The 23,865-nt window shown below is 63.1% G+C and carries 19 protein-coding genes; 14 read left to right on the top strand and 5 right to left on the bottom strand.

Features of this window, described 5'->3' with window-relative positions; genetic code table 11:
* Positions 1-141 precede the first annotated feature (141 nt).
* The 9 genes from CKO42_RS27195 to CKO42_RS07435 all read left to right on the top strand — a co-directional run bounded on the left by CKO42_RS27195 (position 142) and on the right by CKO42_RS07435 (position 11,663).
* On the top strand, positions 142-714 hold the full coding sequence (locus CKO42_RS27195) for an XdhC family protein (protein WP_338034869.1): 573 nt from the start codon (positions 142-144) through the stop codon (positions 712-714).
* A 125-nt stretch (positions 715-839) separates the two neighbouring features.
* On the top strand, positions 840-1,397 hold the full coding sequence (locus CKO42_RS07470; protein WP_200241363.1) for an NTP transferase domain-containing protein: 558 nt from the start codon (positions 840-842) through the stop codon (positions 1,395-1,397).
* 214 nt (positions 1,398-1,611) lie between these two features.
* Positions 1,612-2,019, top strand: coding sequence for a bacteriohemerythrin (locus CKO42_RS07465; protein ID WP_200241265.1), 408 nt, complete (start codon positions 1,612-1,614; stop codon positions 2,017-2,019).
* A 106-nt stretch (positions 2,020-2,125) separates the two neighbouring features.
* On the top strand, positions 2,126-5,557 hold the full coding sequence (amt, locus tag CKO42_RS07460; protein ID WP_200241258.1) for an ammonium transporter: 3,432 nt from the start codon (positions 2,126-2,128) through the stop codon (positions 5,555-5,557).
* A 78-nt stretch (positions 5,558-5,635) separates the two neighbouring features.
* Positions 5,636-8,269 (top strand): hypothetical protein, encoded by a 2,634-nt coding sequence (locus tag CKO42_RS07455; RefSeq protein WP_200241253.1) that lies wholly within the window; start codon positions 5,636-5,638, stop codon positions 8,267-8,269.
* Positions 8,269-8,601 (top strand): DnaJ domain-containing protein, encoded by a 333-nt coding sequence (locus CKO42_RS07450; protein WP_200241250.1) that lies wholly within the window; start codon positions 8,269-8,271, stop codon positions 8,599-8,601. Before CKO42_RS07455 ends, CKO42_RS07450 begins: the two co-directional genes overlap by 1 nt.
* A gap of 6 nt (positions 8,602-8,607) precedes the next feature.
* Positions 8,608-9,357, top strand: coding sequence for a nucleotide exchange factor GrpE (locus CKO42_RS07445; RefSeq protein WP_200241242.1), 750 nt, complete (start codon positions 8,608-8,610; stop codon positions 9,355-9,357).
* Entirely contained in the window at positions 9,354-11,114 is a 1,761-nt protein-coding gene (locus tag CKO42_RS07440; RefSeq protein WP_200241240.1) for an Hsp70 family protein, read from the top strand. The genes CKO42_RS07445 and CKO42_RS07440 overlap by 4 nt, the downstream gene beginning before the upstream one ends.
* A 138-nt stretch (positions 11,115-11,252) precedes the next feature.
* On the top strand, positions 11,253-11,663 hold the full coding sequence (locus CKO42_RS07435; protein WP_200241238.1) for a hypothetical protein: 411 nt from the start codon (positions 11,253-11,255) through the stop codon (positions 11,661-11,663).
* A gap of 69 nt (positions 11,664-11,732) precedes the next feature.
* Here CKO42_RS07435 and CKO42_RS07430 read toward each other — a convergent pair whose 3' ends face one another.
* Genes CKO42_RS07430 through CKO42_RS07420 form a run of 3 tightly spaced genes read right to left on the bottom strand, consistent with a single transcriptional unit; the run spans position 11,733 to position 14,889 of the window.
* On the bottom strand, positions 11,733-12,887 hold the full coding sequence (locus tag CKO42_RS07430; RefSeq protein ID WP_207148677.1) for an ABC transporter permease: 1,155 nt from the start codon (positions 12,885-12,887) through the stop codon (positions 11,733-11,735).
* Between the two features lie 5 nt (positions 12,888-12,892).
* Entirely contained in the window at positions 12,893-13,942 is a 1,050-nt protein-coding gene (locus CKO42_RS07425) for an ATP-binding cassette domain-containing protein (RefSeq protein ID WP_200241234.1), read from the bottom strand.
* On the bottom strand, positions 13,939-14,889 hold the full coding sequence (locus CKO42_RS07420; protein ID WP_200241232.1) for an HlyD family secretion protein: 951 nt from the start codon (positions 14,887-14,889) through the stop codon (positions 13,939-13,941). Before CKO42_RS07420 ends, CKO42_RS07425 begins: the two co-directional genes overlap by 4 nt.
* A gap of 572 nt (positions 14,890-15,461) precedes the next feature.
* Here CKO42_RS07420 and CKO42_RS07415 point away from each other — a divergent pair.
* Positions 15,462-15,911 carry a c-type cytochrome gene (locus CKO42_RS07415; RefSeq protein WP_200241229.1) on the top strand — a complete coding sequence of 150 codons (450 nt, stop codon included), beginning with the start codon at positions 15,462-15,464 and terminating at the stop codon, positions 15,909-15,911.
* 39 nt (positions 15,912-15,950) lie between these two features.
* Here the strand turns inward: CKO42_RS07415 and CKO42_RS07410 are convergent, their stop codons facing one another.
* Positions 15,951-17,366 (bottom strand): dihydrolipoyl dehydrogenase, encoded by a 1,416-nt coding sequence (locus tag CKO42_RS07410; protein WP_200241227.1) that lies wholly within the window; start codon positions 17,364-17,366, stop codon positions 15,951-15,953.
* A gap of 189 nt (positions 17,367-17,555) precedes the next feature.
* Positions 17,556-17,906 carry a c-type cytochrome gene (locus CKO42_RS07405; RefSeq protein WP_200241225.1) on the bottom strand — a complete coding sequence of 117 codons (351 nt, stop codon included), beginning with the start codon at positions 17,904-17,906 and terminating at the stop codon, positions 17,556-17,558.
* A gap of 247 nt (positions 17,907-18,153) precedes the next feature.
* Between CKO42_RS07405 and CKO42_RS07400 the strand changes: the two genes are divergently transcribed.
* The 4 genes from CKO42_RS07400 to CKO42_RS07385 all read left to right on the top strand — a co-directional run bounded on the left by CKO42_RS07400 (position 18,154) and on the right by CKO42_RS07385 (position 23,723).
* On the top strand, positions 18,154-18,888 hold the full coding sequence (locus CKO42_RS07400) for a response regulator (RefSeq protein ID WP_200241224.1): 735 nt from the start codon (positions 18,154-18,156) through the stop codon (positions 18,886-18,888).
* A 33-nt stretch (positions 18,889-18,921) separates the two neighbouring features.
* Entirely contained in the window at positions 18,922-21,648 is a 2,727-nt protein-coding gene (locus tag CKO42_RS07395; RefSeq protein WP_200241222.1) for an ATP-binding protein, read from the top strand.
* Positions 21,649-21,894: 246 nt separating this feature from the next.
* On the top strand, positions 21,895-22,578 hold the full coding sequence (gene yrfG / locus CKO42_RS07390; protein ID WP_200241221.1) for a GMP/IMP nucleotidase: 684 nt from the start codon (positions 21,895-21,897) through the stop codon (positions 22,576-22,578).
* A gap of 164 nt (positions 22,579-22,742) precedes the next feature.
* Positions 22,743-23,723, top strand: coding sequence for an MBL fold metallo-hydrolase (locus CKO42_RS07385; protein WP_200241220.1), 981 nt, complete (start codon positions 22,743-22,745; stop codon positions 23,721-23,723).
* Positions 23,724-23,865 lie beyond the last annotated feature (142 nt).

Here is a 23,865-nt window from a genome sequence, read left to right as displayed (position 1 = left end):
CGTGATGGCCCGGTCTTTGTGAGTCTCTGTCATTGGTCTGCTCCGCTACCTTGGTTGACGATGGGTTCTCATCATCGCTTATTGTGCCCGCTCGGGGTGTGTTGGAGGAGCGGGGCGGACCATTCCATTACTGATGGCGCCGTGAGTCTAGTCCCGGCCGGTCGTGACGAGGCCGAACTGCAGCTTGAGGAAGGCGCGGTGGTGCGGGTCTTTGGTCCTCGGCGGCGATTGCTGCTGATCGGCGATGGCCTGATCGCGCGTCTAGTCGCGGAGATGGCGCTGGCGCTGGGGGATGAGGTGATCCTCTGCGATCCGCGTATCCAGGAGCCGGCCGACTGGTCCGTTTCCGGGGTGCGCCTCGACACCCGCATGCCGGATGATGCCGTGTGCGCCGAGGCCAGTGATCCGCTCAGCGCGGTGATGACGCTGGCGCATGATCCGCGTCTGGATGATCTGGCGTTACTCCAGGCCCTCAATGCCGAGACCGGCTATGTCGGCGCCCTTGGCTCCAGAGCCAGTAACGCTCAGCGCCGTGAACGGCTGGCCTCGCTCGGGGTGTCGGCGGCGCGGCTGGCGCGGTTGCGCGGCCCCATCGGGCTGGCCATCGGTGGCCGCACCCCGGCCGAGATCGCCGTTTCCGCGATCGCTGAGCTGATCGCGGTGCGCAACGGCTCGCCGCTCGCTCAGCGCGAGCCGCCGAGACCCGTTTACTGAGACCAGCTTGCCGAAACCCATAGAGCTATTCGCCACGAAAACGAGACATGAGCATGACAAGACCTGGAGCCTTTGTCGGTCGATGATCTCCGGCGATTCGCTAGGGCGGCTTTAGGTTGGATTCCGTGCCGGTTGGGCTGTTGTTGGCCGCGGGTGAGAGCCGCCGGTTCGGCGCTGATAAACGGCTGCAGTTGCTCGCCGATGGCACGCCGATGGTGTTGGCAGCGGCGCGTGCGCTGCGCTCGGTGTTGTCGGGGGTGCTGGTGGTGGTGCGCGAGCCCGGGGTGGTCGCTGACCGTCTGGCGGCGGAGGGGCTGGAACTGGTCATCTGCCCAGCCGCCAGCGCTGGCATGGGACATAGCATTGCCTGCGGTGTGGCGGCCAGCCGCGACGCCGATGGCTGGTTGATCGCGCTGGGCGACATGCCCTGGGTGAGTGCGCGCAGCATCGGCGCGGTGGCTGATGCGCTGGCCGAGGGGGCTAGCGTGGCGCGTCCGGTCTATGCGGGCGTTGCGGGTCATCCGGTCGGCTTCAGTGCCGCTTTCCGAGCGGCGCTTCTTGGCCTGCAAGGTGATCAAGGCGCGCGCGGCCTACTGCGGCAGGCCGCGGTGACCGAGGTGCCGTGTGCGGACCCAGGCGTGTTGCGCGATGTCGATCGACCGCGGGACCTGGAGTCAATCTGAAAGGGGCCGTCTGAGGGGATGTTTGAAATCCGAAACGCAATGCTTAGGCGATTGCCGGAAAAGCTCGTACCGAATTGCGCAGGATTTTCGTTTACCTTCGAGGAGCGTTGCCGGGAACATAGCCGGGCTCTATGACCGTCGGCGCGATTGACGTCCGGCCCGCGGCCGTTCAAGCTTCGCGGCACATCTCGAACACTGCTCCTAGATGACTGCCATGAAAGACCTCCTGTGGGACAAGACGCTGAGTGTCGATGTGCCGGAGATCGACCAGGATCACCGCCGGCTGCTCGAGCTGTTCAATCGCCTTGGGCACGCGGTGGAAGACGGCGAGCCACAGGCCTACGTCGAAGCCACTCTAGACGAGCTGATCAGTTGCACCGGCTGGCATTTCCAGCACGAGGAGCGGCTGATGGAGAAGCATGGCTACCCTGGGCTGCAAGAGCATCGTGCCGAGCATCAGGCACTGATCACCAGTGGCGAGGCATTGCGGCAGCAACTGCGGCAATCTGGCGCCTGCCCTTCGCCGCAGGAGATCGCGTTTCTCGAGCACTGGCTGACCGGCCACATCTATGGCACCGACATGGCGATGGGCGCCTATCTCGCGGAGACAATGGAGCCCTGAATCCAGGGCAGGAATCGTTTTTCTCAGGTCGGGGTTGCCATCGTTGAGGCGACTGATGGCACCCGATCATTCCTGTATCGTCATGCGTTAGCGCTGTTATTAGGACATGGACGAAATTGCCAGGATTGATATCCTTTGGGTGCTATTGAGCAGCGTACTGGTCCTGCTCATGCAAGGCGGGTTTCTGTGCTTGGAGTCCGGGCTGACGCGCAGCAAGAACGCGATCAACGTCGCGCTGAAGAATGCCTCGGATTTTCTGATTGCGACCCTGGTTTGGTACCTCGTCGGCTTTGGTCTAATGTTTGGCGACTCGGGGCACGGTTGGATCGGCTCTGATCGTTTCGTTCCCGACCTCTCCGCCAGCGACCCTTGGGACGCGACCTTCTTCATCTTCCAGCTGATGTTCTGTGCAACCGCGGCGACGATCGTCTCCGGTGCGGTCGCCGAGCGGATGCGATTCAGGGGCTACCACCTGGTTACCTTGATTACGGTCGCGCTGATCTATCCGTTGTTCGGCCATTGGGCTTGGGGCGGCGCGCTGGGCGGTGAGAGCGGTTGGCTGGCGACCCTGGGCTTCGTCGACTTCGCCGGCTCGACCGTGGTCCACAGCGTCGGCGGTTGGATTGCGCTGGCCGCCGTGTTGGTCATCGGTCCACGTGCGGGCCGGTTCGGCGAGGGTGAGCCGCTGCTGATTCCCGGCAGTAATCTGCCGCTCGCCATGCTCGGTGTGCTGTTCTTTCTGGTGGGTTGGGTTGGCTTCAATGGTGGCAGCACCCTGGCGCTGGATACAGCCGTGCCGGGCATTATTGTCAACACCTTGATGTCGGCGGCTGCCGGTGGTGTCGCTGCCTACCTGCTGACGCGCTGGCTTGCGTTTCCCGGACTGGACCGAGTTGCGGTGCCCATGAATGGCGTGATTGCCGGCCTGGTGGCGATCACCGCCGGCTGCCATGTCGTGGCCACCTGGGAGGCGATCCTCATTGGTGCCCTGGCTGGCTTGCTCGTCGTCTTCGCGACCGAACTCCTGGCGCGCATGCAGATCGATGATGCCATTGGCGCGATACCGGTCCACCTCGTCGCCGGCATCTGGGGAACCTTGGCGGTCGCCCTGTTTGGTGCGCCGGCGCTGATCGGCACCGGCCTCTCGATGACTGAGCAGTTGGCCGTGCAGGCATTCGGCATCGTCATCGCCGGGGCCTGGGCCTTTCTGGTGTCTTACCTGTTGCTGCGGTTGATCAATGCTGTCTTCCGGCTGCGGGTCACTGCGGCCGACGAGGAGGTCGGCCTGAACGTCGCCGAGCATGGCGCGAAGACCGAGTTGGTTGATCTGATGACCGCGCTAAAGCGTCAGGAGCGATCAACCGATCTGTCTTTGCGGGTCCCCGTCGAGCCCTTCACCGAGGTCGGGCAGATCGCCTCTCAGCATAACCGGCTAATGGATGCGCTCGAGCAGGCCGTGACACGCAGCCAGGCGATTGTGCGCGACCTGCGCGATGGCATCCTCACCTTTTCGGATGCCGGTCTTCTGACCAGTCTCAACCCCGGGGCCGAGAAGATCCTCGCAGTCGCTGGCGAAGCCGCCGTCGGCACCGCATTCGTCGACCTCTTCGAGTGCGAGAGCCAGTTCATCAGCGGCGGGCTCGATGCGCAGCAGAGCAATGCGGACTGGTGTCGCGATCCGGCCGAATTAGTCAGCGAAGGCAAGGTCGAGGTTGCGCTCAAACGGCGCGAAGCCGGTCGGCCGGTCTTCGTTGAGCTGGCGGTGACCGAGGATTCCCGCTCGCAAGGCAGCTATACCTGCTTGATGCGTGATGTCAGCGACCGCCGCCGGGTCGAGGAGCAGCTGTTTGAGGAAAAGGAGCTTGCGCAGACGACCCTCGAGGCGATCGCTGACGGCGTGATCACAACCGACCGCGGCGGCCGGGTGCTGTACATGAACGCGATCGCCGCCAAGCTGACCGGCTGGCCAGTAGAGACGGCTAATGGCCAGCCTCTGTATCGCGTGTTTCCAGTGGTGGATTCGCCGACCGAGATGCCCACCGACTGGATCACGCGGCGTGTGCTGCGAGACGGGGAGACCCTGGTCGAATCGAAGTCGCGCCTGTTGTACTGTCGCGATGGCAACGTGCATGTGGTGCAGCTTACGGCAGCGCCAATCCGCGATGCTGAAGGGCACCTGCGTGGACTCGTCGTGGTCTTTCACGACAAGACCCAGGAGCGGGCGATGGAGCGCCAGCTCACCTATCAGGCCAAGCACGATGCGCTGACCGGGCTGATCAACCGGCGCGAGTTCGAGCACCGCCTCACCGAGTTGATCGAACAGCTCGAGGACGGACCCGCCCAGCACCTGCTGTGCTACATCGATCTTGACCAGTTCAAACTGGTTAATGATGTCTGTGGCCATGCCGCCGGAGATGCCCTGCTGCGGCAGGTCGCCAACCTCTTGCAACGTGGTCTGCGCAGCGCCGACACCCTAGCGCGCTTAGGCGGTGACGAGTTCGGCGTGTTACTGACCAACTGTCCCATTGAGCGCGGTACCGAGATCGCCGAGACCATGCGCGAGCGCGTGCATGCCTTGCGTTTCGCCTGGGAGGATAAGCTGTTCGCCATTGGTGCCAGCGTTGGCCTAGTGCCCTTGTCGCGGTCCTTGGGCAACCTGGCCGATGCCTTGAGTCGAGCCGATGCCGCTTGCTACGCCGCCAAGGATGGCGGTCGCAATCGAGTGCACCTGTACGATCCAGACGATCAGGAGCTCAGTCTGCGCAAGGGGCAGATGAACTGGGTCTCGCGGATTCAGCGCGCGATCGACGAGGATGGCTTCCAGCTCTTCTATCAAGGTATTGCGCCGGTCAAGCGCCCGGAGGAGATCAACAGCCATTTCGAGATCCTGCTGCGCCTAACCGGCGACGGCGACGAGGTGATGCCGCCAGGTGCCTTCATCCCGGCCGCCGAGCGGTATGGATTGATGCCTGATGTCGACTATTGGGTGGTTAATCGCACCCTGCAGTGGCTATCGGCCTACCAAGCGCGGGGCGGTGCCGAAATCAAACGCTGTGCGATCAACCTCTCCGGCGCCACCTTGGGAAACGATAAGCACACCGCCCGCATCCGCGACTGTCTCACGCGCTATCGCATTGACCCGAGGCTGATCTGTTTCGAGATCACCGAGACCTCCACCATGGCCAACGTCGACCAGGCCAAGCGCTTCATCACTGAGGTCAAGCAGCTCGGCTGCCGCTTCGCCCTCGACGATTTTGGCAGCGGCCTCTCGTCGTTCGGCTATCTGCGCGATCTCGATGTGGATCTGGTCAAGATCGATGGCAGCTTTATTCGCGACCTCGACAGCAACGCGATCCACCGCGCGATGGTTGAGGCGATCGTCGGCATTGCCGGCGTGATGGGCCTCGGCAGCATCGCCGAGTTCGTCGAAAATGCGCGGGTGGTCGAGGTCTTGCGCGAGATCGGCGTCGACTACGCCCAGGGCTTCCATCTGGCCCGGCCGCGACCGCTCACCGAGTACCCGCTGCCGCCGAGTTGATGGCTTTTGGGTTCGTGCACTCGTGACGCGCGCGGAAGACAGTCGCATTGATCGGAATGATTCGCTAGGCTTTACCTCATGGCAAAGAAACGAAAGAAACAAGCAAACCGGCCAGTTGCCAAGGCGAGAGCGCCGCAGACCCCAGAGGCACGTGAAGCCGAGGCGCTGCAGGCCCTTGAGGCCGGGCGTTATCGCGATGCGATCACGGGGCTCAAGGCGCTCTTGAAAGACGATGCGGCCAGCGAGCGCAGTGGCGCGCGACGGCTGGCACTCGCCGAGGCCTATGCGGGTCGCGCGCGTGAACTCAGTACCAAAGGCATGCTCAAGGAGGCGCTGGTGATCTGGGAGAACCGCGCCGCCCTCGGCCCCGAGGTGCCGCCGGCCCTAGAGCACAGCCTGCTGTGCCTGCGTCTCGGTGATCACGAGCCATTGCTGCGGCAATGGTCGCGGGGTGAAGCGCTGTCGCGCGCGGAGCGCGAGCGCATCGGCGAGCAGCTGGCAGCTGCGGTGCTGGGCGGGGATGAGTCGCTGCTCGAGCGCCTCGATGCCGATGACCTGGTCCGGCGGCATGCCGAGCCGGCCCGAGCCGCGCTCGCCGCCTATTGCGCGAATGAGGCCGAGGCGCTCGAGGCGGCCCTCGCCCAGCTCCCATTCCGCTCGCCTTATCGCACCTGGGTCTCGTTGTTGAAGGCCCTCATTCGGGCCGAGCACGACCCGCAGGCGGCTCGCGAGATGCTCAAGCGGATCGATGACAACTCCGCCTTCGCGCCGCTGCGGCGCGCGGCCGAGATGGCGCTGCTCGAGGATGCGGCCTTCATCAGCGCGCTTGAGCATGCCGGGCCGCGCCAGGCCGAGCTGGCTTCCCGCTTGCGTGGCTGGGCGCCCCAACAGCTCGAGCTGGCCAGAAACTTGGCCGCGATCGAAGCCAATCCGTCTGCGGCCAAGGCGCCGAATCACCAAGCCCTGCAGCGGATACTTCAGCGCTACCGCGACCTGCTCGGCGCAGACTGGGTACAACAGGTCTCGCTGCGGCTGTTGCCGCCAATCAAAGAGCCTTGGGACCCGCGCCCAAAGGGCTGGAATGTACTCAGCGAGCTGCAGCAGGGGCTGGTCGAGGCTTGGAGTGCCGAGGCGCACCACAGCCCTTACGGCTGGGATCTGCCTGAGCTTTGGGAGCAAGTCGCCGAGCTGTTGGAGAGCGATCACAGCATGGTCGACCAGCCGCATCGGTCGCTGGCGGTCGCTTTGGCGTTAAGACGCTTCGATGCCCACTTTAAGGTGCTCGAGACCGATGATCCCGACGATGATCCCGACTCGCCAGAGTTGATCGCTGTCGAGCAGCTTGAGCGCAGCCTGGAGTGGGACCCAGACCATCGTGAGACCTATCTGCGCCTGATGAGCTGGTATCGGAAGGCGAAGCGGCTCAAGGACGCGCGGCGTGTATTGAGCGTGGCACAGATGCGTTGGCCGCGCGATATGGCCGTGCTGGAAGCTGGGATGCAAATAGCGCTGGCCAACAATGCCTTCAAGAAGGCCGCTGGCCTGGCGCAGCAGATGCTCAAGATTGATCCGATCAATAGCGGCGTGCGCCAGCAGTTGGTCAAAGCGCATCTGCAGCATGCTGCGAAACAGGTGCGCAGCCACCGCGGTGATCTCGCGATCAAGGAGTTGAGCGAGGCGCGGAACTGGGTCGGCCGCGGCTCGGGTCTCGACAGCTTGCGCGGGCGCTTGACCTGGCTCGACGGCGTTCTGCACATGATCTATGTCGACCGCGACGCGGGACGTGCCCGCGTGCTGGAACAGCTCGAGGGGTGGGGCGAGGGCATGGTCGGCCGTGTCGATCTGATGCTGGCTCTCGAACTGCTGGCACTACGCCAGGAGTATGTCGCTAAACTACTCGACCTGAAGCCAGGCAAGGTGCGGGATCGTGCCGATCTGCTCGCGATCCTCGCGCAGCTGCGCGATTTTCTCGACCAAAGCGAGCGCTACTCCCAGGGGCTGGTCGACCGGATCGCGGCCCTGCTCAAGGGGGCCCCCTGGAAACAGCTCGAGCGCCCGGAGCTGGAGCAGGCCTGCGAGACCTTGCGCCGCTTGCGGTTCCAGGCCGCGCGCCAGGCAGCTGCGCAGGCCGCGCTGAAACGCTGGCCGCACACGCCGGTGTTCGAGTATCACCTCTACGACAGCAAATTTGCCGAGCGTGGCGAGCCTAACGCCAAAGAGTTGGAGCGGATGCAACAGGCGTTGGAACGGGCCTTGGCTGCTGGCGATGAGCGTGTTGCCAATCAGCTACGGGAGTTGCTGCAACTGTTCCTGCCGTTCCGCGGTCTGCCGATGCCCGGTTTCGGCCCGGACCTTGATGATGACTTTGACGATGACCTTGATCCGCTCTTCGATTCGGATTTGAATGACGCGGCCTCAGCCGAGCTCGTTGCGGCACTCACTGGCGCGCTCGGGCTCGATCGTCTGCTCGATGCCCTCCGCAGCAAGCCATTGAAACAGGCGCTCGAAGAGACGAACATGCCCAAGTTTTTGCGTGATCATTTTCTGACGCTTGCGCAAGAGGAGGGTGAAGACTTTGTGGTCGAGATCCTTGAGGACATGGTGTTGAGTGCCGGGGCCAGCCTCGATGGGGGGCCGCAACCAGGCCCGAACTCGGGAAAGCGCAAGTCTAAGCCCAAGAAAAACCCCTTTAACCCCTTCAATTTCTTCTAATGCCTGATCCCTTTCTGATCCTCGGCATCGAGCCCGATGCCGATGACGCCGCTGTGGAAGCGGCCTATCGCAGCGCCATCAAACGCTGTCCTCCCGATCGCGAGCCGGTCGCCTTTCAGGCCGTGCGCGAGGCCTATGAGCGGCTGCGTACCCGGCGCGATCGCATTGGCTATCGGCTGTTCGACACCGAGCCGCCGCAGCCGATCGATCTGCTGCGCCGAGCCGAGGCGAACCGCCGGGCCTCCGCGTCGGCTGAGGAATCGGTGACTCAGCGAGCTAACCGCCGGCCTGATCCGGAATTGTTCAAGGCCTTGTTGCGGGGGGAGCATTGAATGGACATGGATAGCACGACGAAGGATGCCCTGGCCGAACGCTTTCGGCTCTATCTGGATCAACCGCCGGAAGCCCTGGTCGCGGCCGAACAGGCGCTGGCCGATGCCCCGGATCTGCTCAGCCTGCTCGCCGAGCTGACGGCGCTGAAGAACGAGGTCAAGGTCGAATCACGCCAGGTCAAGACCGCGCTGGATGAGTTTCGCGGGCTGTTCGAGACCCTGCAATCGGTCCAGTCGCGCCTTGAGCAAGAGCAGCAGCGCCGGCGCGAGCAGGAGCGCAGCGCCCGCGCTCGCCAGCACAAGGAGCTGTTGTTGGATCTGTTGGAGCTGCGCGACCGCCTGCACGCCGGGCATGGCAGCGCGGCCGGTTATCGCCCGAAAGGGCTGTTCGGTCGGCGCCAGGCGCGCCGTTTCGCGGCCGCGATGGCCGAGGGTCTGGCGATGAATCTGCGCCGGCTCGACGAGACCCTGGCACGCCGTGGTGTGCGTCTGCTGCCGGCGCTTGGCGAGCCCTTCGATCCGCATCGGATGCACGCCGCCGAGCTGGGGTTCGATCCAGAATTACCCGTCGGCCAGGTCATCGCCGAGCGCCGCCCCGGCTTTCTGCTGGATGATGAGCTGCTCCGCGCCGCTGAGGTGGTCGTCAATCGACCCGAGCCAGCCCAGGTTGCCATGGCTACTAAGACTGCTAAGACCGCTAAGACCGCCGACCCTGTTATCCAGACATCGACCGATTCTTCCGAGCATTCATCATGAGCGACATCATCATCGGTATCGATCTTGGCACCACCAACTCGGAGGTCGCGGTGCTGCGCGACGGCCGTCCGGAGGTGATCGAGGTCGATGGCTCCCGCATCCTGCCCTCAATCGTTGGCGTTGCCGATGACGGCGCGCTGCTGGTCGGCCAGGCCGCGCGCAATCAGTACACCCTCTATCCGGAGCGCACCATCCGCTCGGTGAAACGGCGCATGGGCGAAGACGTGCGCCTGCCGATGGGCGATCAGTCCTACAGCCCGCAGGAGATCTCGGCGCTGATCCTGAAGCGGCTCAAGCGCGCGGCCGAGGCGCATCTTGGCGAGACGGTCGAGAAGGCGGTGATCACGGTGCCGGCCTACTTCTCCGATGCCCAGCGCCAGGCGACCCGCAATGCCGGCGAGCTCGCCGAGCTTGAGGTGGTGCGCATCATCAACGAGCCCACCGCCGCTGCCTTGGCCTACGAGGTCAATGCCGTGGAGCCGCGCACCATCCTGGTCTACGACCTCGGTGGCGGCACCTTCGACTGCTCGGTGGTGCGCGCCGGGGGCGAGATCACTGAGGTCCTGGCCAGCCATGGCAATAATCACCTCGGTGGTGATGATTTCGACGCCAAGCTGATCGAGCATGTGGTTGCGCATGTGCAGGAGCAGCAAGACTGTGATCCACGCGACAACCCGGCCGCGATGGCGCGCATCAGTCGCGCCTGCGAGGCGGCTAAGATCGCGCTCAGCGATGCCCCCTATGCGCGCATCGACGAGGAATATTTGCTGCCGGATCGCGATCCACCGGTCAACTTGTCTTTGGAGATCAGCCGCCTCGACTACGAGGCGATGATCGAGGGCTACATCGACGAGACCCTGGATGCCGTGCATACGGCGCTGAAGGGTGCCGAGCTGACCGTGACCGACATCGACGAGGTGGTGCTGGTCGGCGGTGCCACGCGCACCCCAGTGATCCAGCAGCGCCTCGAAGAGATGCTCGGCATGCAGCCACGCGCCGAGATCGACCCAGACCTCTGTGTCGCGGCCGGGGCCGCGGTTCAAGCCGGGGTGATGTCGGGGCAGTCGACCAGCACCGTACTGGTGGACATCACGCCCTATACCTTTGGCACCAGCGCGCTCAGCGAGATGAACGGTATGCCCTATCCGCACTGCTTCGTGCCGCTGATCCGCAAGAACACGCCGATCCCGAGTAGCAAGACCGAGGCCTTCCAGACCATGTTCGATGGCCAGGAAGCGGTCGACGTGCGCATCTATCAGGGCGAAGATCGAGACGCGCTGAATAACACCGAGATCGGCTCGTTCCGGATCGAGGGGCTGAGCGATGTGCCGGCCGGCAATGTCATCCTGATGCGCTGCGATCTCGACCTCGATGGCATCCTCAAGGTCACTGCGCTCGAGAAGCGCACCGGCCTGGAGAAGCACATCGAGATCGATAACGCTACCACTCGGTTCGAGGAGCAGGAACTGGGTGCGGCCAAACAACGCCTGGCCAGCCTCATCGATGGCGATGCCGAGCGCGTCGATGACGCCGAGGCTGGCGCAAATGCCGACACCGCGCAGCACCGCGAGCAGGTGCAGGCAAAGGCCCTGCTCGACAAGGCCGAGCGCTTGCTCGAGACCGCCAGCGCCGAGGATAAGGAAGATCTGATCGACCTGATCGAAGCGGTCCGCGATACCTTGGAGGCCTCGGATATGGACGGACTCAAGCGCTCGACGGATGCGCTCTCAGACCTGCTTTACTATCTCGAGACCTAAGCAACAAGACCTCAGCAACTGTCCATAACGGCTTCCCGATTGAGTGTTTATTTCAGGCAGTCATCGGGAAGTGGAAAATGGATAGTCACGAGCTGCGAAGCCGTGGGTGACGATCACCGCAGGATTGCAAGACCCTCTATGGACCGCTGTCCCAATTGCCGTGCCCGTCTCGATGACGCCGCTGAGACCTGCCGCCGCTGCGGCATGGAACTCGGCCTACTGAGGGCCATCGAGCGTGCCGCCGATGACTGGCTGCGCTGCGGCATCATGAATATGATGCGGGATGAGTCTGATCTCGCGCGGAAGGCATTTTGCCGCGCCTTAACGCTGCGCCGCGATCCGCTCACCGAATCACTGCTTGGCTTGCTGAGCCACGAAGCGACAGCAGTCGCCCCGTCGCCGATCGTCTCGACACCGCTGCCATCGAGTTCGACGGTCGTGGCAGGCCCCGATGATGAGGAGGAGGGGGAACCGATTGCGGATCAGGTCGAACGCATCCAAGGCGGACGCCTTCGTGCCTTCTATCGTCGGTTCTTTCACCGGCGTTGAACCGCCGTTGCAGCGCCTGCATCCAGGCCCGATCAGTGACGCCTCGATAGCTGCTCTCTCGAGCAGGAGCTAATCCAACCGCTTCTTGAAGCGCAAGGAGGCCAGCAGCAGCCCCAGCAACATGAAGCCGAGCAGCCAGAGCGTATCTTCGGCAACCTGGTCGAGGCTGGCATCGCGCAGCATTACGGCACGGATGGCGCGCATGAAGTGGGTTGCCGGTAGCACCTCGGCGATGTATTGAGCTGGGATCGGCATCCCTTCATACGGGAACATGAAGCCTGAGAGCAAGATCGACGGCAATAGGATGAACACCGTCATCTGTGTCGCCTGCAGCTGATTGCTGGCGATGGTTGAGAGCACGAGTCCGAGCGCGAGGCTAGCGCCGATGAAGGCGAGCGTGGCGACCGCCAGTGCCAGAAGCGAGCCATGCAGCGGTACGTCGAAGATGAGATGGCCGAGCAGCAGGATGATTGTTGTCTGCACCAGGCCGATGAGGATGTAGGGCGCGATCTTGCCCAGCATCAGCTCGAGTGGTCGCACCGGGGTGTTGATCAGCATCTCCATGTTGCCGCGCTCGCTCTCGCGCACGATGGCTGCCGAGGTGAACATCACCATGGTCATGGTCAGGATCACCGCGACCAGGCCAGGCACGATGTTGATCGCGGTGCGCTGCTCCGGGTTGAAGAAGAGCGCGACGGCGAAGGTCGGCGTGCTGCGGTTGGCGGGCCGGCGCAGCAGCTCGGTCAGCGGCATCGCACGGAGACTCTTGATGGCGCCGGCGATCATGGTATCGGAGCCATCGACGATCCATTGCGCCACCGGGCGACTGGTCTGTTCGTCGGTGGAGGGCGGTGTTTGCAGTCCCGCGCCGACACTGGCGCTGCGGGCGACACGCTGGCTGAGATCGGGTGGGATGATTAAGGCGGCGCGCACTCGGCCTTCGACGATCGCAGCTTGTGCCGCGGAGATATCGACATAGCGCTCGGTGAAGGTGACGACTTGGGTGGCCTCGACCGTCTGGGTCAGCACTCGGCTGAGCCCGCTGTTGGCCTGATCGACCAGTGCTACCGGGATATGACGCACATTGGTGTTGATCGCATAGCCGAACAGTAGCAGCTGGATCAGCGGGATCATGATGACCATACCCAGCGTGGTGCGGTCGCGCCGCAGCTGCGTCAGCTCCTTGGAGAGGATGGCGAGGATGCGCCTGGCCGATTGCAGCATGCCGTTCACCGTCGGTGGTCCTCTTGATGCTGGGCGGTGTCGTCAGGCGTGCCCGCCGCCTCGGTGTTGGCGTCAGCGTCGGCTCTGGCGTCGCCGTCGGCTCTGGATGGGCGTTCTAGGCTCGAGCCTTGTCGCGCGCTCTTGCCAGTACTGGTGACAAAGACATCCTCCAGGCTCGGACGCGCAAGATCGAGCCCCGTGGGCGCCGGTTGCAGCGACTGCGCCTTGAGCCAGTTGATCGGGTCATCGATGCGATCTCGCACCAATACTCGCAGCCGGCTGCCGAGCTGGGCCGCCGAGATCACCTCCGGCAGTGCCGCAAGCTGCTGCTTCAGCGCTCGCAGGTCGGGTGCCTCGACCTCAACCACATGGGCACCCATCGCCGCCATCAGCTCCGCCGGCGAGCCATCGGCGCGCTTGTGACCGGACTCCATGATGGCCAACCGGTGGCAGCGCTCGGCCTCGTCCATGTAATGGGTCGAGACCAGGATGCTGGCGCCGGCGTCGATCAGGTCGAACAGCCGCTCCCAGAAGTCGCGGCGGTTTTCCGGGTCGACGGCCGAGGTCGGCTCATCCAGGAACAAGAGGGTCGGCGCGTGGATGGTCGCTGCCGCTAGGGCCAGGCGTTGACGCTGCCCGCCGCTCATGCGCCCGGCGCGTCGGTTATGCATCGGCTCCAGCGCATAGGTCGACAGCAGCTCGCTGATCCGCTGGCGCGCGATGCGATGGCTGAGACCATAGATATGGGCGACGAAGCGGAGATTCTCGGCGACGGTGAGGTCGTCGTAGAGCGAGAACTTCTGGGTCATGTAGCCGATCCGACGCTTGAGCAGCTCGGCGTCGCGCGGCAGCTGATGGCCGAGCACGGTGACCGTGCCGGCGGAGGGTGTCAGCAGGCCGGTCAGCATGCGCACGGTGGTGGTTTTACCGCAGCCGTTGGGGCCGAGAAAGCCATAGATGGTCTGCGGCTCGACGGTCAGATCCAAGGCGTCGACGGCGGTCAGCGTGCCGAAGCGGCGGGTGAGGCCACGCGCCTCGATCACCGGCTCCGTCACGGTAGCTCGACCTGCGCTGGTACGCCATTCGGTAGCTTGGCCGCGCTATCTGGAAGCTCGACCTCGGCCAAGTACATCAGTCGTGCGCGGTCGCTGGCATTCAGCGCGTAGTAGGGGGTGAAGGCGGGGTCGGAGCTGATCCAGCGCACGCTGCCATCGAAGGTCTGCTCGAGTCCGTCGACTCGCACCTTGAGCGTATCGCCCTGGTTGATCTTGACCCGATAAGGCTCCGGCACGTAGACGCGAGCGTAGGGCGCCTTGCCGGCCAGCATCACCGCCACTGGGCTGCCGATGGTGACGCGCTCGCCGAGATTCCAGGGCAGGCTGTCGAGTACCCCATCGCGGGTGGCGACGACGGTCAGCTCGGCCAGTAACGCCTGCTTGTAGTCAAGCTCAGCCTGTGCTGCATTCAGCTCGGCCTCGGCTTGGCTGATCTCCTCCGGTCGCGTACCAGCGAGCAATTCACCGAGATTCTCCTTGGCCTCATCGAGCCGTGCGCTGGCCGCATCACGCAGTGCCTTGGTGCGATCGACCTCGGCCTGGCTGACGGCCTTGCGGCCGAGCAGCTCAGCATTGCGATCATAGGTGATCTCGGCCTCGCGCAGGTCTGCTTCAGCTCCTGCAACCTGCGCCCGGGCCGCCGCGATGTCTTGGTCGCGCGGGCCGTTGCGCAACTGCTGCAGCCGAGCCTCGGCCTGCGCCACCTGGGCCTTGGCGCGCTCGACCTCGGCGCGCTGCTGGCGGTCGTCGAGTTGGGCGAGCAGGGTGCCCTTGGTCACTGGCGAGCCCTCGGCAACGGGGAGCTCGAGGATGATCTCAGCAGCGGTCGCGGTAAGGGCGACACGATCGCGCTCCAGCGTCCCGAGGGCGAGTGGTTGCTCGGTGTCCAAGCAGCCGGCGATGAGAGCAGGAGCGATGAGCGCAAGCGAGAGTCTGAGCTTGGACATGAATGAGGTGCCTGGCGAGTTCGCAGATGCCGTCCTGTCGACGGCAACAGTCAGGCCGTCTTGGCTTGACCTTGGTCAGAGGCTAGAGCGATGCCGAACCCCGGTCAAGCCTGTGGTCCGGACGCTGAGCGTCGGTTTGGGAGTGCGACCTCTTTGCCACGAGCATGATTGAGCTGGGGCGCTCCTGCCTACGAATCCAGCCTTGACCCCAGATTGGCGAGAGATAGGCTTATGTCGGATTGGTGTAGACATCTATCGTCTTGATGGACTCATGCAGTTGGTAGGGTTATCGCGGTCTGTCAGCGTGCATTCCCGTTGAAGAAACGCGGGCTTTGCTTTTGGTAGACCTGGCTGGATCCTTTGACTATGCTCGCAATGACTTGTCGAAGCGACTTGGTCCCGCTGCTATGCCCTCATCTCATCTCGGACTCGCATTGCTGGTCAGTGTATTAGTGGTTAACCCCCAGCAAGCCATCGGCTCAACATTCTCGCCAGCATTGAGCTGGAACTGTAGCGGTTGTCATGGCTTCGAGGGAGTGAGCGAGGGGCCGCTGGTGCCGAGCATTGCGGCGATGAACGCGCGCCTATTCTTCTACATCATGCGTGGTTATAAGCTGGATGAGCGCCCATCGACAATCATGGGCCGCATCGCCAAGGGCTATAGCCTAAAAGAGCTTCGCGCGATGGCCGACTATTTCGAAGGTCGGCCTTGGCGAGGGGCGCTAGAGGCAAGCTTGGAGATTGATCGTGAGCGCGCCTTGGAATTGCACGATGACCTGTGCGCGGAGTGTCACGATGATGAAGGGCGGTTTCAAGACAAGGAGATCCCGCGCCTTGCAGGTCAGTGGCCAGCGTACCTCAGCATGATGCTGACTGATTACCGGGATGCCGGCTCCGGCACAGCCGAAGGTTCGGCTGCCGGTTCTGTGCTACCCCAGCCTGAGAAGATGCGAGAGCGGGTTCAAGATCTGAGCGACGAGGAGATCAACTTGCTGAGCCTGTTCTACTCGCAGATCAACTGATTCGAAGGGCGAATGCGTTGACTCACCACTCACCACTCATCAGGCGCTGGACAGGCGGGGAATCAGCCGTCGCCAGGCTGGGCGGCTGGGCTTGGCATGTAGCATCTCGCGGAGCTCGATGAGCGCATCCTGGAGCGCCTCTTCGATGACCGGGTGGTAGAAGGGCATCTCCAAGGCACGATCCACGGTCATGCCGCTTTCGATTGCCCAGCAGAGCAAATGCGCCAGATGCTCACAGCGGGGGCCGACCATGGCGGCCCCGAGCAGGCGACCGCTGCGGCGATCAGCGTAGACACGCATCAGCCCGCGATTCTGCCCCATGATCAGCGCCCGGCCGACCGGACCAAAGCGCTGCTGAGCGACTGCGGTGCGGTCCGGGTCGAGTGTGTGCCACTGCCGGCCGACGACGGCGATATTGGGCTCGGAGAAGATGATGGCCATCGGGGCGCGACTGCGGTAGCGACGCTGGCGCCGGTGCACCGCGTTCCAGCCGGCGATACGGCCTTGCTCAGCGGCGCGCTGCAGGTTGGCGATGCCGCCGACGGCATCGCCAGCAACATAGATCGGCCGTTTGGAGAGCTTCAGCGTTCCGGGATCGACCAGGGGCATGCCCTGGTCATTCAGGGGGACGCCGAGCCGCTCCAGGTGCAGCGGCTTGAGGTGGGCATGACGGCCAATGGCAAAGAAGATCGCCTCCACGTCCACCTGGTTGTCGCCGGAGCGGACCACAAAGCCGCCGTCGCGGCGGCTGATGCTGGGCTCGTGGCCAACCAACAGCGGGAATTCGCGCTGGAAGATATCGATCGCAGCGCGGTTGACGGCGGGATCAGCAATGCGCGCGATGCGCTCGCCGTGGTCAAAGCCCGTGACATCGATGCCGAGACGATGCAAAGCTTGGCCGATCTCGAGCCCGATCGGGCCGAGGCCGATGACGGCCACCGATTCTGGTAGCCGCTCCTGCTCGAACAGGGTATCGACGGTCAGCACCCCATCCGCAGCCTCCCACTCCGGTGGTACGACAGAGCGAGCACCGGTGGCAATGATCACCGCCTTGGGCGCAATGATTTGGTCGCCGACCTTGATTCGGTCCGAATCGATAAACGCCGCATAGCCGTCAACCAGGTGCTCCTCGTCCATCTCATCCGTCGTGTTGGCGAGCACCAGGTCGACAAAGGTGTCTCGCAGGTCGCGCACGTGCTCCATTGCCGCTTGCCGGTCGATCTGCAGGTGCTCAGTGCCGCCAACGCCATAACGCTCGAGTCGCTGGCGGATCTGGTAGGTGTCGGCGAGGTGGATGGCGACCTTGGATGGCATACAGCCGATCCGCGCGCAGGTGGTGCCAAGCGGCCCGCCATTGATCAGTATCCAACGATCCGTGACCTTGCGAACCTCCTTGACGGCGTTCAGACCGGCGTGGCCGGCACCGATGATGGCGACATCAACGTTCGTGGTCACAGCATTCTCCGTTCGAAAACAACGCCACTTTTAAGCACTGTCCAGCAGGCTTTGTTTGATCACAGCAGTCAGGGCCGCAGAGCTAATGAGAGCGCAGGGTGTCGAGGTGTTCGGCGGCAGGGCAAAGCTTGGAGGCTGCGCAGAGGTTGCAGCCTCCAATCATGTCGCGTGGGTGACGGAGAGGGGCGGCTACTGCATCGAAAGCCATTCGGTGATTGATTTGACCTGCTCGTCATTCGGAGGCGCGTCGCAGCTCGATGGCGAATAGAACGCGGCGTGCATCAGCTTCGCCTCATCGTTGCTGCCTTCGCCAGCAAGGATCTTAGTGGCTTTCGAATAGAGCTCATCGGCCGGCTTACCCGCTAGCTCAGGAACCATTTTGCTTACTGGACTCTTGCCGTCGGCGCCATGGCAGTTGACACAGCCGTGAAACTTGAACAGCTCTGCGCCTGCATCCTCGTTGGCGTCCTCAGCCTGAACAACGGCGTGTGCGCTGAGCAATAGGGTCAGTAGGCTGGCGGTTAGGGCAGTGTGTTTCATGACGGAACCTATCTCACGTGGTGGGCAGAGGAGCTGGACGACATACTGCGAAACCCTGTTGGTCGTGCCGAGGTACGGCTGGTGAACAATGCGATTTCGCACGAGACTGCTTAACACCCATAGTTGGCGACAACGACCGATCGGTCTATAGCGCAGATGGTCTAGGGCAACTGGACTAGTCCATCGTTTTGCCCCGGTCCGACGCCGATGACTGGGGCACCGCTGGGCTTTTTCGTATACTCAGGGCATGAGAATTCTCGTTGCTGATGATCACGCGCTGATTCGCATTGGGCTGATCGATGCTCTCGGTCAGCTCTGCGACCTGCAGTTGGAATTCATCGAGGCCGAGGATGCCGATCAGGTCGCTGGCGTGCTGAACTCTGGCATCCATCTCGATCTGATCCTGCTGGATCTCTTTATGCCGGGAGCAGAGGGGTTCGAGCTGCTGAGCGACCTGTGCGCCCGACTCGATGGCGTTCCGGTTGTGATCTTGTCCGCGAGCGAGTCGGAGGCTGACATTCGAAAAGCGATCGATTGCGGTGCTTCTGGCTACGTCCCAAAGTCGACGCCGGCCTCGTTGATGCTGCAGGCGCTGCGTCTGATCCTGGCGGGAGGTGTGTACTTTCCGGCGGAGCTGATCAGGCATCCGCAAGACTCAGCGGGTTTGCCTCAGACCTTGCCGAGGACCTTGCCGAGGACCTTGCCTGAGAGCGTCGCGACGACTCGGGATTCGGCTGCGGCAGTTGCCAACGATGAGTTCATCGACGCGGAGCAGCGCGCCGCTGATATAACGCTGACCGCGCGGCAGCTCGAGGTGCTGGCGCTGGTTGCAAAAGGCCGTTCGAATAAGAAGATTGCACGCGAGCTGGGACTTTCTGAGTTCACTGTGAAGGCGCATCTAGCGGCAATCCTGCGCGCGCTCGGTGTGTCGAATCGGATCGAGGCGTCAGTGGTTGCGCGCAGCCGCGGCCTTGTGCCCTGAGCCTCAGTGCGCGCCATCATCGATGGTCGCTCGATGAGACCATCGCGCTATGGTTTGTTGGGTAGCATCCGATGGCGTTTAGGCGCATTGGTCCTGGTGCCGTTGGTGGTGACCTCGGTCGTGGTTGGGGGCTTTGTTCTCTACAGTGAGAGCAAAGATCGGCAGGCAAGTATCCAGGAGCGTGGTCGCCTGATCGCCAACAACTTGGCGCTAGCTGCGGAATGGCCTTTGCGGGCGAGCGATTTCGTTCAGTTGCGAGCGATGTGTCAGACCGCAGTGCTCCAGCCTGACGTGATTTGGGCGGGGATTCGTGATCCCAGCTATCGGGTGTTGGCCGAGAGTTCAGCGATGGCCGAGTTCGAGCAGGCTAGTCGCAGCTTCACTGCGATCGTTGGCAATGCCGCGGTTATGTTGGCTGACAACCCGGAACAAGCGAGCGGCGAGACCGCGGGCGCCCTGCTCGGCTGGGCGGAGGTCCGGTTATCGATGGAGATGGCCATTGCGCGTCAGCGCGAGCGCTTGGTCCGGGCACTATGGATCTTGTTCGGCGGCCTGCTCACGAGCCTGTTGGCGGCGCTCATCATTGGCGCTGGATTTTCCCGCGCCTTGGTGGATCTGAGTACGGCGATGGCGCGCTACAGAGCCGGTGACCTTGCCGCACGGGCTAGGCCGCAGCCGATCGCCGAGCTCAATGAGCTGGCAATAGGCTTTAATCGAATGGCGGCTGCGCTCGAACGATCGCAGAGGTCCATGCGGCAGCAAGTCGATGCAGCCACGCGTGAGCTGTGCAGGAGCCTGCGGACCTTGGAGGAGAAAAATCAACAGCTCGAGCGTGCGCGTGAGGAGGCCTTGGTAGCGAGCCAACAAAAGGACGAGTTCCTTGCCCGCATCAGCCATGAGATGCGCACGCCGTTGAATGCGGTGGTCGGCTTTGGCCGTCTGCTCAGTGACGAAGTCGGCACCGACGCTGCGCGTGATTATAGCGAAACCTTAGAGCGTGCGGCGCGACAGCTGCTTAGCGTGGTTGATGACATTCTGCAGTACGCCAAGCTGCGCTCGGGGTCGTTGTCGATCGAGTCCGTCCCCTTCGATCCCTGCAGTTGTCTCGAGGATGTGGTTGCGATCATGGGGCCGGAGGCCTCTGCCAAGGGCTTGGAGCTTGCCTTGTCGGTGCATCGGGACTTGCCCAGTCGGCTGCGTGGAGATCCGGGCCGCATCGGGCAAGTGCTGCTGAACCTGCTCAACAACGCGGTCAAGTTCACCGGCCAAGGCCAGGTCTTCGTCGAGGCCAGTTATGTCGAGCAGGCAGGGAGCCCTGGCATGCTGCGCGTGGCTGTGAGCGATACCGGTATTGGCTTGACCGCAGTCCAGCAGCGTCGGCTGTTTAGGCCTTTTGTGCAAGCTGACTCGAGCGTGACCCGGCGCTATGGAGGGACCGGCCTCGGGCTCGTCATCACCAAGCGCTTGCTCGAGTTGATGAACGGAAGCATCGAGGTGAGCAGTGCCCCAAGCCAGGGCTCGCGGTTTGTCTTCATGCTGCCCTGCGAGGCGATGCCAGGTGTTTCGCTCGCGCTCGATGCGGTTGCGCTCGCGGGGCGCAAGATCCTGCTCTGCGATCTGGCGCCCATTCAGGTGCGGGCGCTGCGGCCGTTGCTGCTGGGCTGGGGCATGGAGGTCTTTGCGACGCGCGCCCAAGGCTGTCTGGATCGGCTGCAGCATGACGCGCAAGCCGGCAGGGGCTTTGATCTCCTGCTGCTCGCGGTTGCCGGGCGGGATCGAAAGGGTGACGAGCTTGCGCGCCAACTCACCCTGATTCGGCGTCGGTTTGCTGGGCCTGTCGTGCTGCTGGTTGGCGAATACCGGTGGGTGCCGCCGCCGTTCGTCGAGGAGCTGGGGCCGGTCAGCTGGTGCCCGAAGCCGGTGCGCCGCTCGAGGCTGTTCAACCTATTGTGCCGGCTCTGCGGGGACGTGCCGTCAGATCGACGACCGGCGTCCGGCAGAGACGATCTGTTCCTGGGCATGCGCGCCCTGGTTGTCGACGATAACGATTTCAATCGCGCACTGCTGCACAGGCTGCTCGAGACGCGCGGCATGGAGGTCTTCGATAGCAGCGATGGTGTGGAGGCACTGCGGCTAACGCGAGCACTTGAGCTGGATCTGGATCTGGATCTGGATCTGGTGTTCATGGATATTCACATGCCGTCCTTGGATGGTACCGAGGTTGCTCAACGGCTTCGTGCGCAACTGCCAGACGGGGGACGTCTACGCATCATTGCGCTCAGTGCCGATGCCTTTGTCGCTGAGCGCGTGAACGGCTTCGATGCGCTATTCGATGCCTTTCTCTTAAAGCCGATTTCAGAGTCTGTCTTGGATGACGCGGTGAAACGGGTGTTGGCCGCTGATCGATCGAGAACGCTCCTCGCGCATGGCCCGAGCGCGGATCAGCTGGACGCAGAGACAGCGCTGCGCACCTGTTCTGCGTCGACGCTCGATGCCGACTGGCGCCAGCGTTTGGATGCCGAGCTATTGAGGCAGCTGGCGCGGGCAGAGGCGGCAATCTCGGCGGCGAATCGCCGAGAAGTCGGCGAGCGAGTCCATGATCTCAAGGGCCTCTGCGCAGTCTTCCAGCTCGAGACGCTGATCCACGAGATTCGCGAGCTCGAGCAGGAGGCGGAGGCAGCGCCGTTTGAGGCGCTGCATCAGCGGATCGGCCGGCTCAGGGCCTTGCTGGCCTCTGTGACCGCCATGGGTGAGGGCTGATCCGAACGTGAACGGGTCTTTGGTCTCGAGTCGATCGCCCATCTCGGCCTCGATGGCGTCTGGGTCTTTACCGCCATTATTCGCTTCAATTCGGAGACAGAGGCGTTTCAGGACGAGATTCTGCAGCGAAGCGGAGGTTTCGCATCGGGAGAGTCCCGAGGGTATCGGGGCCAAGCTCCGAATGACCCCTGGCCGTCGCGACCAGTAGAATGGCCGTCAACGCCGAGAAATAGCTGAGTCAATCGCATGCTGGATTGGAACGCCATCGATACCGTCTTCCTCGACATGGACGGCACACTGCTGGATCTGCGCTTCGACAACCATTTCTGGCTCGAGCACGTCCCGCTGCGCTATGCCGAGTCGAGAGGGATCTCGCTGGCGGCCTCGAAGGATGACCTCTATGCGCGCTATCAGGCGCTGCTGGGCTCGCTGCAGTGGTACAGCGTTGATCACTGGTCGCAAGCGCTTGCGCTCGATATCGCGATGCTCAAGGCTGAGGTCGAGCATCTGATTGCGATTCATCCCCATGTGCTGAGCTTCCTCGAGGCGTTAGCCGCTGCCGGCAAACGGCGCGTCTTGGTGACCAATGCGCACCAGAAATCGATCGAGCTGAAGATGAGCAAGACGCGCCTCGACGGCCATCTGGAGCACATCATCTGTTCCCATGACCTGCACGCCGCGAAGGAGTCTCCGGAGTTTTGGCCGCGGGTTCAGAAGATCGAGCCTTTTGATCCCGAGCGCACGCTGTTCGTTGACGACAGTCTCCCGGTGTTGCGGGCTGCTCGTCAGTATGGCTTCCGCTGGCTGCTAGCGATCTTGGCGCCGGACTCGGCACAGCCCGCGCGCGCCTGTGAGGAGTTCGATGCGATCGAGGATTTTTCATCACTGCTGCCAGGACTGACCGCAGTAGCAAGCCCAGAATCCGCCTGACATCGGAGGCGCGCTGGTTTCGTTCACCGATGATCGCGCGGGCGTTCGACGCCAAGCTCGGCCGCGACTAGAAACGGCTGTCTGTAGCCCTGGCGCTGCCTGCTTGTCCTGCTCGGCCTTTGTCCGCATCCTATCGCTGACCACCACTCTGACTTGATCACATCATGATTCCATCGTCATCGAGATTCCCCGCGCCCTTTCATCGTTTCCTGATTCTGCTTCTGGCCTTAGCGGCAGCGACGCTCGTTCTCGCCAAGCCCGAGCCGATCGACATCGAGATGTCGCTTAAGCGCGTCTCGGAGCATGTCTACTACGTTCAAGGCATGGCGGGGATCGCGACCGATAATAAGGGGTTTATCTCCAATGCGGCAGCGATCGTGACTGATGATGGGGTGATCGTCGTCGATACGCTTGGCTCGCCGTCATTGGCGCAGCGTTTCCTAGAGGCGATACAGACAGTCACTGATCAGCCGATCAAGACGGTGATCGTGACGCACTACCACGCGGACCACATCTACGGCCTGCAGGTGTTTGACGATTTGGGCGCCGAGATCATCGCGCCCGGCGGTTTTCAGGATTATCTCGACTCGCCGGCGGCTGGGGATCGGCTCGAAGAACGGCGCTTTTCGCTCTCGCCCTGGGTCAACGAGGAGACGCGGCTGGTGCGCCCGGATCGGGTGATCGTCGAGCAGACCGAGCTGAGCCTGGGTGGGGTGAGCTTGGATATCCGCTATCTGGGGCCGGCCCACTCCGACGGCGACCTCGCGGTGCTGGTCCGTCCTGATCAGGTCCTGATCTCTGGTGACATCATCTTTGAGGGCCGTGTTCCCTTCACTGGCGGCGCCGACACCCGCCGTTGGTTGGAGGCGTTGGAGAGCTTGGATCAGGTCGGGGTCAAGGCGTTGATTCCGGGTCATGGGCCCGCTGCGCGTGAGCCCGCTGAGGCGGTCAGCAGCACGCTGGAGTATCTGCGCTATACGCGGGGTGTAATGGCCTCTGCGGTCGATGAGATGACGCCCTTTGCCGAGGCCTACGAGGCCGCTGACTGGTCGCGCTTTGAGCGATTGCCGGCCTTTGCCGCGACCCATCGACGCAACGCCTACGGGATCTATCTCTCGCTCGAGCAAGAGATGCTTGGCGACTGAGTCTAAATCGGAGTAAGCCCGCTTGCAGTGCGTCCGCGGCAGACTCTAAGGTGCGGGTTCTTGGCTCGGACTTGAATCAGTCACTGAGGAGAAAAGCGAGTGAGACCAACTGTGTCGATGACATCCTGCCTGATCGCGTTAA

Source organism: Lamprobacter modestohalophilus, assembly GCF_016583905.1.
GTDB classification, from domain to species: domain Bacteria; phylum Pseudomonadota; class Gammaproteobacteria; order Chromatiales; family Chromatiaceae; genus Lamprobacter; species Lamprobacter modestohalophilus.
Note: the sequence above shows the minus strand (reverse complement) of the source record. Positions and strands in the feature narration are given on the sequence as shown.

Coding starts and splice junctions, on each gene's coding strand:
- CKO42_RS07420 (WP_200241232.1), bottom strand. CDS start 14,889: ATGTCCAAGCTCAGACTCTCGCTTGCGCTCATCGCTCCTGCTCTCATC.
- CKO42_RS07405 (WP_200241225.1), bottom strand. CDS start 17,906: ATGAAACACACTGCCCTAACCGCCAGCCTACTGACCCTATTGCTCAGC.
- CKO42_RS07465 (WP_200241265.1), top strand. CDS start 1,612: ATGAAAGACCTCCTGTGGGACAAGACGCTGAGTGTCGATGTGCCGGAG.
- CKO42_RS07400 (WP_200241224.1), top strand. CDS start 18,154: ATGAGAATTCTCGTTGCTGATGATCACGCGCTGATTCGCATTGGGCTG.
- CKO42_RS07415 (WP_200241229.1), top strand. CDS start 15,462: ATGAACGCGCGCCTATTCTTCTACATCATGCGTGGTTATAAGCTGGAT.
- CKO42_RS07455 (WP_200241253.1), top strand. CDS start 5,636: ATGGCAAAGAAACGAAAGAAACAAGCAAACCGGCCAGTTGCCAAGGCG.
- CKO42_RS07440 (WP_200241240.1), top strand. CDS start 9,354: ATGAGCGACATCATCATCGGTATCGATCTTGGCACCACCAACTCGGAG.
- CKO42_RS07450 (WP_200241250.1), top strand. CDS start 8,269: ATGCCTGATCCCTTTCTGATCCTCGGCATCGAGCCCGATGCCGATGAC.
- CKO42_RS07430 (WP_207148677.1), bottom strand. CDS start 12,887: ATGCTGCAATCGGCCAGGCGCATCCTCGCCATCCTCTCCAAGGAGCTG.
- CKO42_RS07435 (WP_200241238.1), top strand. CDS start 11,253: ATGGACCGCTGTCCCAATTGCCGTGCCCGTCTCGATGACGCCGCTGAG.
- yrfG (WP_200241221.1), top strand. CDS start 21,895: ATGCTGGATTGGAACGCCATCGATACCGTCTTCCTCGACATGGACGGC.
- CKO42_RS07385 (WP_200241220.1), top strand. CDS start 22,743: ATGATTCCATCGTCATCGAGATTCCCCGCGCCCTTTCATCGTTTCCTG.
- CKO42_RS07445 (WP_200241242.1), top strand. CDS start 8,608: ATGGATAGCACGACGAAGGATGCCCTGGCCGAACGCTTTCGGCTCTAT.
- amt (WP_200241258.1), top strand. CDS start 2,126: ATGGACGAAATTGCCAGGATTGATATCCTTTGGGTGCTATTGAGCAGC.
- CKO42_RS07395 (WP_200241222.1), top strand. CDS start 18,922: ATGAGACCATCGCGCTATGGTTTGTTGGGTAGCATCCGATGGCGTTTA.